This window comes from Amycolatopsis samaneae, from assembly GCF_039541975.1.
Lineage (GTDB): Bacteria > Actinomycetota > Actinomycetes > Mycobacteriales > Pseudonocardiaceae > Amycolatopsis > Amycolatopsis samaneae.
The window spans coordinates 156967-169607 of record NZ_BAABHG010000014.1 but is presented as its reverse complement, the minus strand read 5'-3'; the positions used below and the strand labels follow the sequence as shown (position 1 = coordinate 169607).

13 protein-coding genes are annotated in these 12641 nt (G+C 71.4%); 9 read left to right on the top strand and 4 right to left on the bottom strand.

Annotation, left to right across the window (positions count from 1 at the left end; genetic code table 11):
- Positions 1–13: 13 nt before the first annotated feature.
- Positions 14–412 (bottom strand): cysteine/serine endopeptidase inhibitor, encoded by a 399-nt coding sequence (locus ABD987_RS32675; protein WP_345402928.1) that lies wholly within the window; start codon positions 410–412, stop codon positions 14–16.
- Positions 413–632: 220 nt separating this feature from the next.
- Between ABD987_RS32675 and ABD987_RS32670 the strand changes: the two genes are divergently transcribed.
- Together ABD987_RS32670 and ABD987_RS32665 are read left to right on the top strand one after the other, a co-directional pair.
- Positions 633–1451 (top strand): glycoside hydrolase family protein, encoded by an 819-nt coding sequence (locus ABD987_RS32670; protein ID WP_345402925.1) that lies wholly within the window; start codon positions 633–635, stop codon positions 1449–1451.
- 332 nt (positions 1452–1783) lie between these two features.
- Entirely contained in the window at positions 1784–2629 is an 846-nt protein-coding gene (locus tag ABD987_RS32665; protein ID WP_345402922.1) for a ParB/RepB/Spo0J family partition protein, read from the top strand.
- Between the two features lie 22 nt (positions 2630–2651).
- Here ABD987_RS32665 and ABD987_RS32660 read toward each other — a convergent pair whose 3' ends face one another.
- Complete coding sequence (locus ABD987_RS32660) at positions 2652–3296, bottom strand: TetR/AcrR family transcriptional regulator (protein WP_345402919.1); 645 nt, start codon at positions 3294–3296, stop codon at positions 2652–2654.
- A 99-nt stretch (positions 3297–3395) separates the two neighbouring features.
- On the opposite strand from ABD987_RS32660, the gene ABD987_RS32655 reads away from it, so the two are divergent.
- Positions 3396–4388, top strand: a complete 993-nt coding sequence (locus ABD987_RS32655) for a substrate-binding domain-containing protein (protein ID WP_345402916.1) — start codon at positions 3396–3398, stop codon at positions 4386–4388.
- Positions 4389–4402: 14 nt separating this feature from the next.
- On the opposite strand, the gene ABD987_RS32650 is transcribed toward ABD987_RS32655, so the two are convergent.
- Both ABD987_RS32650 and ABD987_RS32645 read right to left on the bottom strand, forming a co-directional pair.
- Positions 4403–5464: a DUF6348 family protein gene (locus ABD987_RS32650; RefSeq protein WP_345402914.1), complete on the bottom strand. Its 1062-nt coding sequence runs from the start codon at positions 5462–5464 to the stop codon at positions 4403–4405.
- Positions 5465–5542: 78 nt separating this feature from the next.
- Positions 5543–6787, bottom strand: coding sequence for a glycosyltransferase (locus tag ABD987_RS32645; RefSeq protein WP_345402911.1), 1245 nt, complete (start codon positions 6785–6787; stop codon positions 5543–5545).
- A 506-nt stretch (positions 6788–7293) separates the two neighbouring features.
- Here ABD987_RS32645 and ABD987_RS32640 point away from each other — a divergent pair.
- The 6 genes from ABD987_RS32640 (at position 7294) to ABD987_RS32615 (ending at position 12633) form a co-directional block, all read left to right on the top strand.
- Positions 7294–7944, top strand: a complete 651-nt coding sequence (locus ABD987_RS32640) for a LuxR C-terminal-related transcriptional regulator (RefSeq protein ID WP_345402909.1) — start codon at positions 7294–7296, stop codon at positions 7942–7944.
- A gap of 389 nt (positions 7945–8333) precedes the next feature.
- Complete coding sequence (locus tag ABD987_RS32635) at positions 8334–9107, top strand: hypothetical protein (protein ID WP_345402906.1); 774 nt, start codon at positions 8334–8336, stop codon at positions 9105–9107.
- Between the two features lie 9 nt (positions 9108–9116).
- Entirely contained in the window at positions 9117–9473 is a 357-nt protein-coding gene (locus ABD987_RS32630; RefSeq protein ID WP_345402903.1) for a hypothetical protein, read from the top strand.
- Positions 9474–9549: 76 nt separating this feature from the next.
- Positions 9550–10119: a Pvc16 family protein gene (locus ABD987_RS32625; protein ID WP_345402900.1), complete on the top strand. Its 570-nt coding sequence runs from the start codon at positions 9550–9552 to the stop codon at positions 10117–10119.
- The gene (locus ABD987_RS32620; protein ID WP_345402897.1) at positions 10116–11066 is read left to right on the top strand and encodes a carboxypeptidase-like regulatory domain-containing protein; all 951 of its coding nucleotides are present in this window, start codon (positions 10116–10118) and stop codon (positions 11064–11066) included. The genes ABD987_RS32625 and ABD987_RS32620 overlap by 4 nt, the downstream gene beginning before the upstream one ends.
- Positions 11059–12633, top strand: a complete 1575-nt coding sequence (locus ABD987_RS32615; protein WP_345402894.1) for a phage tail sheath family protein — start codon at positions 11059–11061, stop codon at positions 12631–12633. Before ABD987_RS32620 ends, ABD987_RS32615 begins: the two co-directional genes overlap by 8 nt.
- Positions 12634–12641 lie beyond the last annotated feature (8 nt).

Genomic DNA, 12641 nt, shown 5'->3' with positions numbered 1-12641 from the left:
CGTCGCGTGCCGGTCAGACGATGTCCCAGCTCACCGAGATGATCCCGACGTTCGGGTCGGCCAGCTGCCGGAACGCGGGCAGGCTGAGGTCGATCTTGCTGTTGTCGCAGCTGGGACACTTGTCCTTGATGGGAACGGTGATCGTCCTGCCGTTGTAGCGCACGCGGATGGACTTGCGGCACAACGGATCGTTGTTGGGGTTCGGGGAGGTGAAGAGCCCGGCCGGTGCCGCGACGAGCAGCTCCGTGGACGCGTTGATCCGGGTGCCGCACGCGCCGAAGCCCGCGTCGGTGTAGTAGGTCGCGCGTCCGTTGACCGCTTCGCGCGGGGCCGCGTCCGCGGTGCCGGCGACGAGGAAGGGCAGGGTGGCGGCGCAGGCCGCCACGCCGAGCGCGTTTCTCAGCTTGAGCATGGTGAGGACAACCTTTCCCGTTGGAGGTGTTCCCGAGCTGGGACGACAACCCCAAGTTCCCGCCCGATGGCAAGGGGGACAAGGGAAGCGCGGAAAGCCTGTGGCAGGCCCGCAGTGATTCGGCGCCCTGGTGCGGCCGCCCCGCGGTTTCGCGGTCACGCGGACTCGCCGGACACCGGGACGGCCTTTAATTCCGGGGTATCCGGACAAGGAGGATGGCATGTCCCACGGCCGAAAGATGACCATGTCCCTGCTCGCCCTGCTGATCGCGCTGGTGTGGGTCCCGGTGTCCGCGTCCGCGGATTCCTTCGCGGGCAAGAAGAAGGGGGTGAACGTGAACAACGTGCCGGGGGTGAGCGAAGCGATCCGTGACGTCGGCGCGGGCTGGTTCTACGACTGGGCCTCGGATCTCCAGGGAATCGCGAAACCCGCCGGTGCCGAATTCGTCCCGATGATCTGGGGTCCCGGCTCGGTCACGGCCGAACAGCTGGCGAAGGCGAAATCGCTCGGCAGCACCCTGCTGGGCTTCAACGAACCCGATATGGGCGGGCAGGCGAACATGTCGGTGGACCAGGCGCTTTCGCTGTGGCCCCGGTTGCAGGAGACCGGGATGCGCCTCGGCGCCCCGGCGGTGGCCACCGGGGGCGACCGGGCAGGCGGGTGGCTCGACCGGTTCCTCGGCGGCGCGGCCTCCCGTGGCTACCGTGTCGACTTCGTCCCGCTCCACTGGTACGGCGGCGACTTCTCCGCCGCCGCGGTCGGTCAGCTGCGTGGCTACCTGCAGGCCGTGTACAGCCGTTACCACAAGCCGATCTGGCTCACCGAATACGCGCTCACCGATTTCGCGCACGGTGCCCCGCGGTACCCGAGCCAGGAGCAGCAGGCGGAGTTCGTCCGCGGGTCGACGGCGATGCTCCAGGGCCTGCCCTTCGTCGAGCGCTACTCGTGGTTCACGCTGTCGGTGAAGACCGCGCCCACCGGGCTCTACGACGGTACGCGGGCGAACGCCGGCGGTGCCGCCTACCGGTCGGCGGGCTGACCGGTGGCGTGCGGCCGGCGCCGGTGGCACCTCCTCGTCCTCGCCGACGGAGCTGACGATGCTGACCATTCTGACCGTCCACGGGGTTTCCCCGCGCTCGTCCGCACGGTGAAATGGTGAAGCCGGTACCGCCCGCGAAAGCGGATACCGTGCATCCTGGGGGCTGGCGGCGTTTTCGGCCGGCACCGCGGGGGACACGGTTCGTCCGGCGTGCGGCGAGCGAACGCGCTCGCCCGTGCACCATTCAGCCGGACCGCTTGCGACGGTTGGCCGAGTGCGAGCGACGCCGTCGGTCCTCTCGTCGTGAGCAGTGCCGCGACGAGAGGGGACCCATGCCGGAGCGGGAAACCGGGATGACGGAGGCGTGGCCGCCCGGCTGGAACACCGATCGGATCGAACTGTTGCCGGTCGAAACGATTCCCGTGGCGGCGGTGCGGCCCTCCGACTCTCCCCGGCTCGAGGGCGAGGACAGCGAGCACGTCGGGAGGCTGGCCGGGATCGTGACCGGGCTGCCGCCGATCGTGGTGCACCGGCCCACGATGCGGGTCGTGGACGGTATGCACCGGCTCGGCGCCGCGGTGCTGCGGGGCGAAACCCGCATAGCGGCGCGGTTCTTCGAGGGCAGCGCGGAGGACGCGTTCGTGCTCGCGGTCGGGCTGAACACCGTGCACGGCCTGCCGCTGTCCCCGGCCGACCGTCGCGCGGCCGCCACGCGGATCGTCGGTACCCACCCGCACTGGTCCGACCGGACGATCGCGGCCGCGACGGGACTGGCGTACACGACGGTCGCCTCGATCCGGGGACACTTCGCCGAGAACCCGCGGGCGGCGGTGCGGGAAGCCGCGACGGCGGGGGAGCACGACGGACCGGCGGGGCTCGCCCGGTTCTCCGGCTCCGAACAGGCTTTCCAGGAGCTCCAACGGGATCCGTCGCTGCGCTACACCGAGGCGGGCCGGGACCTGCTGCGGCTGCTCGACGCGCACGCCGCGGACGCGGACCGGTGGACCTGGCTGGTGGCGGGGGTGCCGGTGCACCGCCGGACCGAGGTGGCACACGCGGCGCGTGGCTGCGCCCAGTCCTGGCTGCGTTTCGCGCGGGAACTCGAAGAACGCGATCCGGAACGGCGGCGGCCGGAACGAGGGAATGAGTCCGAGGCGCCGGAATCACCTGGCGCGTAAGCACTCCCGCCGCGGTGTGCGTTCAGGCCGGATCCGTGTCCGGCCGTCCCGTGCCTTCGAGCAGCGTCCGGAGGTCCTCGGTGAATCCGGTCGTGTCGGCCAGGTCGAAGGCGACGCGCTGGAGCAGGAACCCGTGCAGCAGTCCCATCACCACGCGCGCGCCACGTTCCGGCGGCACGGTGGGCGGCACAGTGCCGGCCGCTTGGCCGCGGCGGAGCGCGTCGGCGATGCCGCGGCGTACGGACTCGAAGCCTTCGACGGCGCGAGCGCGCACGGTGTCGTTCCGCAGCAGTTCCGACCAGGTCTGCACGGCGCAGCGCAGCAGTTCCTCGACCGGTACGGTGTTTCCCGCGGCATCGGTGACGGTCTCGGCGCTCAGCGCCTCGAGTGACGCCGTCACCAGGTCGGCGACCGAGGCGGCGGAGGTGCCGGCGGCCAGCCGTTCGACCGGCGCGAAGATCAGCCGGAACGCGTCTCCGGCGATGGCGAGGATGATCTCCTCCTTGCTCGCGAAGTAGCGGTAGGGCGCCCCGGCCGAAACGCCGGCCTCGGCGGCGATGTCGGGCATCGAGGTCTGGTGGAACCCGTCGCGGGAGAAACAGCGGCGCGCCGCCGCCACGATCTCCGCGCGCTTGGCCTCGCGGCGCTCGGGCGTGATGCGCGGCATGACCGGTCCTCCTCAACATGAATGGTCGTTTACCTTGACGATCCGCGGTGGTCGTCCTAGTGTAAAAGTGAAAGGTCATTCACGGAAAGAGGACTCGCGATGACCACAAAACTGCGTGTCGCCGCCTACGTCTACGAGCACACCGAGGTGCTGTTCGACGGCCGCGTCACGATCGAAGGAGCCGACGCCACCTTCGAGACGGCCTCGCTGGTGTCGGACATCTTCCGGCGCACCGTCGAGAGGCGCTACGACGTCTCGGAGTACGGCTTGACCTACTTCCTGCGCACCTTCGACCTCGAGGACTCGCCGTTCCTCGCGCTGCCGATCTTCCCGAACCGTAACTTCCGGCACTCGGCCGTCTTCGTGAACACCGCGGCGGGAATCGAGAAGCCGCAGGACCTCGCGGGCAGGACGATCGGCGAGTTCGCGATGTTCGGGCACGACCCCGGTGTGTGGATCAAGGGCATCTTCTCCGACGAATACGGTCTGACCCCCGACCGGTCCCGCTGGGTCATCGGGGGCACCGATCACCCCATCCCCGCGTTCGACTGGGTTCCCCAGCCGGTGCCCGCGGGGGTGGACGTGCGGCACGCGGGGGAGGGCGAGACCCTGGGCGCGCTGCTCGAGTCCGGCGAGATCGACGCGCTCATCTCGGTCGACGTCCCCCAGGCCCTGCTGAACGGCTCGACGAAGATCGCCCGGCTCTTCCCCGACTACGAGACCGTGGAGCGCGACTACTACCGGCGTACCGGGATCTTCCCGCAGATGCACGTCGTCGCGGTCCCCCGGGAACTGGCGACGCGGGCCGACCTGATGCGGTCGATCTACCGTGCCTTCCACGCGGCCAAGGAAATCGCCCAGCGGAAGTACCGCCACGGCGCGCGGAAACAGCACATGGACGTCGTCACTCCCTGGTTCAGCAGGCACTTCGAGGAGAACCGGGCGCTGCTGGGCGAGGACTGGTGGCCCTACGGCCTCGGCGCGAACCGCGAGGCGATCGACACGTTCCTGCGCTACCACCACGAACAGGGCCTGTCGAAGCGGCTGCTGACCAGTGAGGACATTTTCGTCCCCGCGCTGCTCGACACCTGAGCGGGCCGCGCGGCCTATTCGTCGGTCGTGGGGACGAGCAGTCCGAAGACGCGGACCGCCACTCGTTCGGACAGGGGCGCCGGGAAGGTGGCGACGAGCGCTTCGCCCGCGGCCCAGGGTTCGTTGTCCAGCAACACTTCGTTGGTCTGCAGCTGCCCGTCGTGGTGGGCGGTGAACAGGCGCAGCGCGTGCGTCCGCCGGGTGAGTGGTTCCGCGCGCAGCGTCTCCAGCAGCCGGTCGAGGAGGTGCTGGGTGCCGGGGACCTCCTGCTCGGTGAAGAAGGTGATCCGGGGTCCGAGAACCAGGTCGAACGCGCCGCCCGGGTGCTCGTAGCGCGTCCGGGAGACCTGATCGGCGGCGGAGCCGGGACGCAGGAGGCCGTCGACGATCGGGTGCAGGGAGCCGTGCGCGAACAGGTTCAGCGCCCGGCCGATCGCGTCGCGCCAGGTGGGACCGTGCCCGGCGACGCTTTCGATCAGTGGTGAGCGGGCCAGCGCCGGATGCGTCACGGTGAAGTCGACCTGGGCCAGCACCACGCCGGGCGGCGCGGGATGGACGTGGACCGTCGCGTCGGCGGCGGTCTCGTCGCCGACGCCGTGCTCGCGCAGGAGTTCCGCGAACGCGGCTCGTGGTGAGGGCACGCCGCCGTCACCCGGCTTGGCGGGTGTCAGGTCTTCGGCGAGGGTGGGCGGGCCGAGACGCAGGTCCGCCAGCTTCGACCCGGCGTTGAGCGCGTTGGTGATCGCGGCGAACTCGCTGCCGCGGAAGGCGATTCGTTCGATCTCGCCGCGGTCGCCCTGCCGGGCCCGTTCGAGGGCGGCCACGAACACCGGCTCGGCGGTGAGGCGCTTCTCCTCGCCGGGGGAGAGCACCGTGTCGGCGAAGGACACGTCCGAAAGCAGCCGCCGCGCGTAGGCCATCGGCAGGAACACCAGCAGCCGCTCGGCGAGCCACGGTTCGACACCCGCCGCGGTCAGCCGTTCCCACACCTGTTCGTCGCCCGGCGGTTCCTCGCCGGCGCAGAACGCCGCGATCCCGGCCTCGACCGCCGTCTCGTACCCCCGTACCCCACCCATTCCGCCACCCTAGCGCCGCGGCGGTGCTCGGTGGTGCCGGGGCGGATTGTCCGCGGCCGCCCTGTCGTGCTCGCCCCGCTATCGGTGCCCGTGCCGCCCGGCTGCCCGTTCGACCGCGGCCACCACCCCGTCCGTGCCGGGGCAGGCGGCCATTTCCCGCGCGAGCTCCCGTGCCCGTGCCCGATAACGCGGGTCGTCCATGACGCGCGTGATGGCCTTTCCCGCCGTGCGCGCGGACACGCGCCGCCGGGCCAGGCCGACGCCCGCCCCGGACCAGCGGACCCGCTCGGCCACCGCGGCCTTGTCCTCGGTCGCGCCGACGCACACCAGCGGCACACCGTGGCGCAGCGCGTGGTTCACCCCGCCGTAGCCGCCGTTGGTCACCATCAGCGCGCACCGGGGAAGCAGCTCGTCGTAGGGGAGTGTCTCGGCGGCACGGGCGTTCGCGGGCAGCCGGTCTCCCGGCAGGGCGGCGCCCCCGGTGGAGACGACGACCAGCACGTCCCGATCGGCGAGCGCGGCCAGTGCCGGCAGGACCAGGTCACCGAGATCGTTTTTGGCGACCGATCCCTGGGTCACCAGTACCACCGCGCGCGCACCGTCCACATCGGACCACCACGGGGGCAGGCCGTGGCGGTCGGTGCCGCTCGTCGACAGTGGACCGACGAACTCGACCGGCATCGGCCGCGCTCGCGGAACCTCGAATCCGGGGCAGGTCATCTGCAGCACGCCGTCGCTGCCCAGCGGCCAGTCCAGGAACAGGACCTCCGGTGCCCGGCCGGTCAGTGCCCGCACCTCCGCGGTCGCGGTGGCCTGCACGGGCCCCAGCACGCGGGGCATCATCACCCTGGTCGCCACCGCTCGCGCGCGGTCGGCGAGCGTCCGCGGTGGCGCGAGCCCCGGCAGCGGCACGGTCAGCGGGAGGAACCCCAGCACCAGTACCGGCGGGCGGTGGCGGCGCATGGTGAGCGGCAGTCCCGCCATGAACAGCGGGTCGCAGAGGACGACGTCGATCGGATGCGCCGCCAGCACCTCGTCCAGCGCGGCCAGCTGCGGGCCCATCCTCGTCACGAACGCGGTGAGGTCGAACCGCGCCAAGCGCGTCCCCCGCAACGCCTCGCGTTCCGGGGACGGTCCGCCGCCGAGATCCGCGCCCGCGGGCAGTGTCGCGGTCCGGGCGCCCACTGCGGCGAATTCGCCGTGGTACTCCGGCCCGGTGAGGACGTGGACCGTGTGCCCGGCCCGGACCAGTGCCTCCGCGACCGGCCGGGCCGGCCCGGTGTGTCCCTTCGCGGACAACACGCAGATCAGCACCGTCGCCATACCGCACCCCCGCTCCCGCCCTGGTTTGAGCGCTCGCTCAATGCTAGCGTGTTTGAGCGAGCGCTCAAAAGGCGGGTGCGGCCCGGGTGATCGCCGGGGCGACGCCGAACAGGTGGGGGCTCTTCCTGTTCTGGGTCGCGCTTCCCGTGCTCCCGGTGTGCACGCGGTGGCAGCCCGCGTTCCGCCTGGCGTGCGCGGTGGTGACCTCGGTGCTGCTGATGGCCGGGATTTTCCTCGCACTGGTGGGTTTCGTTTCTGCTCGGCGTGACGGCATGGGGCGGATGGCTTTCCGCGGTGCTCGGCGTTCTCGTCCACAGGTGACGAACTCATCGTGGCCCGTCGCGAGTGGTGGGGCCGATAGTGATCATCCGGCTTCCCCTGTGGACGTCTCCGCTTCCGCCGACAGGATGAATTCGCTGCCCTTTGGGGCCGGGGCTGCTCCGTGTGGTCCAAAGGGGAACCGGATCCTCGTAGCATGAGCGGCCGGAGGCGGGGGAGGAGTCCAGGTGAATTTCACACAGACGTCGCAGGCAGCGGTGGGGCTGCTGGTGATCGCGGGGGTCCGGTTCTACCGGGACGGGCTGGCGGGGGTGCTGGCGAAACTGCCGGACGTGCGCGCGGTGGGGACCGCAGCCGACGGTGCCGAGGGGCTGGCCGAGCTACGGCGCGCCGAGCCGGACATCGTGCTGCTGGACATGGCGCTGCCGGACGCCGCCCGGATCGCCGGGGCGGTGCTGCGCGTGGCGCCCGGGACGGCGGTGCTGGCACTCGGGGTCGCCGAGACCGAGGTGCTCGCCTGCGCGGAGGCGGGCATCGCGGGCTACGTCGCGCGGGACGGATCGCTGGGAGATCTGGTCGCCGCGGTCCGCGCGGCGGCGCGCGGGGAGGCGGTCTGCTCGCCGCGGATCTCCGCGAGCCTCATGCGCCGGGTCGCCGCGCTGTCCCACGGCGGCACCTCGTCCCGGCCGCCGGGCCGGCTCACCCGGCGTGAGCGGGAGATCGTCGACCTCATCGCGCAGGGGCTGATCAACCGCGAAATCGCGGCACGGCTGGGGATCGAGTTGTGCACGGTGAAGAACCATGTGCACAACATCCTGCACAAGCTGGGGGTCACCCGCCGTTCCGACGTCGCCGCGTTCGCCCGCGCCGCCGTGTAGCGGCGCTTTCACCACAGGCCCCGGCACTGCTGTGCCGGGGCCTTTGCTTGCGGGACAAGGGTTTCCGTCTCCTCCTGGCGGGTCAGGTCGCGAACGCGTCGTCGAGGACGGTGAACCCTCCGCGCCGGTGGTGTGGTGGCGATGCGCCCCAATGTGGCGTTCGGTGCGTCCAACGCACCCAATGTGGCGTTCGGTGCGTTGAGCGCACCCAATGCCACATTGGGGCGCTCGTCCCCGCCTGCCCGGAAGACCGCCCTTCCGGGCAGGGATCCGGATCGGGGCCCCCGTGGGTATCCGGTCCGGACCGGTCCGCGGATTCATTGTGTGGCAGGGGTTTCGTGCGGCCTACTTGACGTCGAGTCCACGCCGGATAGCTGGGAGACGAACCGATGCCGGACACCGACACGAGCACCTCCGACCCCGACACCGTCCTGCAGGCGCTGCGGGAGCAGGCCGCGGGGGAGAAGGCGGCGGCCGACGCGCTCACCGCCGACGTGAAGTCGCTGAACGACGCCATCACCGCGCTCACCAAGAACCGCGACGACATCGCCAAAGCGGTCGTGGCCTACCAGAAGGCCGACTATCCGAAGGCGATCGCGGCGGTCCGGGGATACGCCGAGGACAAGCGGTCCTGTGTCGAGGCGTCGCTCGGTGACAAGCTGGCCGCGGCCAAGAAACTGGTCGCGGACTTCAACGCCGAGATCGACGGCGTCGCGGCCGAGCTGACGAAGGCGACCGGGGACCTGAAGACCGCCCAACGGGACGCGGCGGCCAAGGCACAGGCGCTCACCGAGGCCACCGCCCAGTTCGCCGCGCGGCTGGCCCTGCCCGAAAGCCTCGCCACCCCGGTGGGCGCGCTCGCGAAGCTGCAGACCGCGCTCAAGGCCGCGCTCGACGGCAGCGACCACTTCGGCGCGTTCGCCATCGACGGCGAGATCCTGCGCGAGGCGGACACGCTCAAACCGCCCGCGCTCACCGCGTTCCGCGGTCTGCTGATCGCCGACTGGAACGCCGTCGCCGCCGCGCAGCAGGCCGCCAGGGACGCCGGCAAGGCGGTCGCGGACCGGCAGGGCGCGGTGGACAAGCTGACGCTGCGCCTGGCGGCGCTGACCGCCGACCGGGTCGCCGAGCTGCGGCGCCGCTGGGCCGCGCAGGCCCGGTGACCGGCCGCCATGACGACCGTGCGGGTGGTGCTGGTGTCCTGCTCCGGGCTGCTCGGCGGGCTGATCCGCGAAACACTGGCCGCGCTCCCGGAGGTGCGGGTGGTACGCGACCTGCCGGGCGGCGGGCGCCGGCTCGCGCGCGCGGTGCGCTGGTGGCGCCCGGACGTGGTGGTCTGGCCGCTGGAGGACGACCGGGTGCTCGCGGGGCGGCCCGAGCTGTTCGGCGCGCCGCGCCCGACCTCGGTGCTCACCGTCCGCCCGGACGGCGATCGCGGCGCGGTCTGGCGGCTCCGTCCGCAGCACACCGTGCTCGCCGCGCTCACCCCCGGTTCCCTCGCCGAGGCCGTGCTGGAGGCCGCGCGATGAGCGATTCCTGCGAGCGGGCCATGGATGTCAAGCACCACAAGGGATTCGGCACATTCTCCTGGAACGGGGTCCGCGCATGAGCGGGCATCTGTCGCTGAACGCGGTCAGCACGGTGCTCGGCGCGCTGGTCGTCGACGCCTGTCGCGGCGACGAGGTGCTGAAGCACCTGGTGGGCGATCCGAAGCAGGTGTCACTGGCCAATCCGACCGAGACGGCCGCCCACGCGGATCAGCGGGTTTCCCTGTGGCTGTACCGGATCACCGAGAACGAGTTTCTCAAGAACGTGCCCGCGCCGGACCCGGCGAGGATGTCGCCGCTGGCGGTCGATCTGCACTACCTGATCACGCCGTTCACCGGCAACGCCGAGAACGACCAGGTGCTGCTCGGCAAGGTGCTGCAGGCGTTCCACGAGAACTCGAGCGTGTACGTCTCCCGCGCCGCCGACCGGGTCATCGACGAGATCCGGATCGTGCTCTGCCGCCTGCCGCTGGAGGAGGTCACCCGGATCTGGGAGGCGTTGCAGGAGCCCTACCGGCTTTCGGTGTGTTACCTCGTCCGCGTCATCGAGATCGACGCCGACACGCTGCGCCCGGACGCGGCGGTGCGGGAGATCACGACGGGGATGGGTTCGGAGGTGCCGTCGTGATCGAGTACCGCACCCGCACCGCCGTCCGCGTCTTCGACCCGGTGGACCAGTTCGCCAGGGACCGGGGGCTCGAGGGTGCCCGGCCCCGGCCGATCGGCCGGGTGCGCCTGTTCCTGCTCGCCGACCACACTCCCGGCGCCGAACGGGTCTTCCCGCGGCCGCCGGAGTTCGTGGTGGGCCGCAACACCCACGGATACGTGATCAGCTACGGGGACCTGCGGGACGACGGCGGGCGGGTGCTGCGGCACGCGTTCGGCGGCGGGCCGTACGACCTGCGTGTCACCTCGGCCTTCTACCAGACCGCCGACTTCACCGGGGTGTCCATCCCGGCGGCCGGGGCACAGGCCGAGCCGTTCGAACTGCTGCTGCGGCCCGCCTACGGCTACCCCTTCCCCCAGACGGCGGTGCCGCCGGTTCCCGATCTGACCGGCGCACCGCCCCCGGCACTGGCCCTGGTACGCGGCTCCGTGCTGGCGCCGGACTTCACCGGCGTCGCGAACGCCCGGGTGACCGCGCCGGGCGCGACCCCGTATCGCACCGCCGCCGACGGCGAGTACGTGCTGGTGTTCCCGCGGGGCGCCTCGGGCCCGGTCGAGGTCACGATCGCCGTCCCGGGTGCCCCGCCGGTGGTGCTCCCGGCGGTCGCGGTGACCTCGGGCGGGACCACGGCGCTGGCGCAGACCGCGCTGCGCGGCCGGATTTCCGCGCCCCGCGAGGAGATCGCCGGCGCGACGGTGCGGGTGACCGGCGCGCCGGGCGCCGCGGGCGTCCGCCGCGACGGCGTCTGGGCCTACTGCTTCCCGGCGGACCAGGCCGCCGCGTCGGTCACGGTCACCGCGGCCATGCCCGACGGCCGTTCCCTTTCCCGGACCGCGGCGGTGACGCCGAGGACGACGACCACCGTGCCCGAGTTCAGTTTTCCCGAGATGAGGAGTTCCGATGCCTGAGTACCTCGCTCCCGGCACCTACGTCGAGGAGGTCCGGAGTGCCGTAGTGCCGATCCAGGGGGTGGGCACCAGCACGGCCGGCTTCGTCGGACTGACCGAGCGCGGCCCGACCGAAGCGTTGCTGATCACCTCGATGCCGGAGTTCCAGCGCTGGTACGGCGATCTGCTCGATCCGGCGCGGTCCGCGCTGCCCTGGTCGGTGCAGGGGTTCTTCGCCAACGGCGGGCAGCGGGTGTTCGTCGCCCGGGTCACCCGCGGCGACGCCAAGTCCGCGAACCTCGCACTCTCCGACGGTCTCACCGTCACCGCGCACGGCGCGGGGGAGTGGGGCGACCGGGTCCGGGTGTGGGTGCGGGCCTCCTCCAAGGACCCGGCCAACCGATTCCGGCTGACGGTCGCCTACCTCGCGGCCGGGGTCCAGCCCGATGGTGACCCGAAGAAACTGATCGGCCAGGCCGCCGTCGTCGAGGACTACGACGGTCTCAGCGTCAACCCCAAGGACTCGCGGTACGTCGTCGGCGCGATCAACCCCGCGTCGCATTTGATCTCCCTTTCGGTCGACGGCACCGTGACGAAACCCGAGGCGGGCGAGAACTTCACCGTGCTCGGTGGCGGGGCGGACGGCGACGCCGAGATGACCGCGAAGGAGTTCATCGGCGACGAGAACGCTCCTTCGAACAAGAAGACCGGGCTCGCCGCACTGGCCGCGATCGACGAGATCTCCATCCTCGCGGTGCCGGACGCGGTGAACGCGCAGCTGTTCCCGAACCTCGCGGACCAGAACGCGGTGGCCGAGGCCGTGGTCGCGCAGTGCGAAAAGCTGCACGACCGCTTCGCCGTCCTCGACATCGCGCCCGGCAAGGGAAACCTCCCCTCGGACCAGAACCGGATTCCGGTGGGCCCCTCGGAGTTCGCCGCGATCTACTACCCGCACGTGCGGGTGTTCGACCCACGCAGCCGCACCACCCAGCTGCTGCCGCCGAGCGGGTTCGTCGCGGGGATCTACGCCTTCAACGACGTCACCCGCGGCGTGCACAAGGCACCGGCCAACTACGAGGTGCGCGGCATCCTGTCGACGGACCTGAGCCCGGTCGAGGGACCACTGGAGTTCACCGTCACCAAGGGACAGCAGGACATCCTGAACCCGGTGGGGATCAACGTGATCCGCGACTTCCGCGGCCAGGGCCGGGGCATCCGGCTGTGGGGCGCGCGCACGATCTCGGACGATCCGGACTGGAAGTACGTCAACGTCCGGCGGCTGTTCAACTTCGTCGAGGAGTCCGTGGACGAGGGCCTGCAGTTCGTGGTCTTCGAGCCGAACTCACCGGAGACCTGGGACCGGGTGCGCCGCAGCATTTCGGTGTTCCTCGAACGTGTCTGGCGTGACGGCGCGCTGCTCGGCGAGAAGCGCGAAGAGGCGTTCTTCGTCCGCTGCGACCGCACCACGATGTCCACCGACGACATCCTCAACGGCAGGCTGATCTGCCTGGTCGGGCTCGCCGCGGTGCGGCCTGCCGAGTTCGTCGTCCTGCGCTTCTCCCAGTTCACCGTCGAGTCGGGCAACTGACCCGCGTA

Bases quoted from the DNA above. Each gene is read 5' to 3' on its own strand.
- ABD987_RS32675 (WP_345402928.1), bottom strand. From the start codon at position 412: ATGCTCAAGCTGAGAAACGCGCTCGGCGTGGCGGCCTGCGCCGCCACC.
- ABD987_RS32670 (WP_345402925.1), top strand. From the start codon at position 633: ATGTCCCACGGCCGAAAGATGACCATGTCCCTGCTCGCCCTGCTGATC.
- ABD987_RS32665 (WP_345402922.1), top strand. From the start codon at position 1,784: ATGCCGGAGCGGGAAACCGGGATGACGGAGGCGTGGCCGCCCGGCTGG.
- ABD987_RS32660 (WP_345402919.1), bottom strand. From the start codon at position 3,296: ATGCCGCGCATCACGCCCGAGCGCCGCGAGGCCAAGCGCGCGGAGATC.
- ABD987_RS32655 (WP_345402916.1), top strand. From the start codon at position 3,396: ATGACCACAAAACTGCGTGTCGCCGCCTACGTCTACGAGCACACCGAG.
- ABD987_RS32650 (WP_345402914.1), bottom strand. From the start codon at position 5,464: ATGGGTGGGGTACGGGGGTACGAGACGGCGGTCGAGGCCGGGATCGCG.
- ABD987_RS32645 (WP_345402911.1), bottom strand. From the start codon at position 6,787: ATGGCGACGGTGCTGATCTGCGTGTTGTCCGCGAAGGGACACACCGGG.
- ABD987_RS32635 (WP_345402906.1), top strand. From the start codon at position 8,334: ATGCCGGACACCGACACGAGCACCTCCGACCCCGACACCGTCCTGCAG.
- ABD987_RS32630 (WP_345402903.1), top strand. From the start codon at position 9,117: ATGACGACCGTGCGGGTGGTGCTGGTGTCCTGCTCCGGGCTGCTCGGC.
- ABD987_RS32625 (WP_345402900.1), top strand. From the start codon at position 9,550: ATGAGCGGGCATCTGTCGCTGAACGCGGTCAGCACGGTGCTCGGCGCG.
- ABD987_RS32615 (WP_345402894.1), top strand. From the start codon at position 11,059: ATGCCTGAGTACCTCGCTCCCGGCACCTACGTCGAGGAGGTCCGGAGT.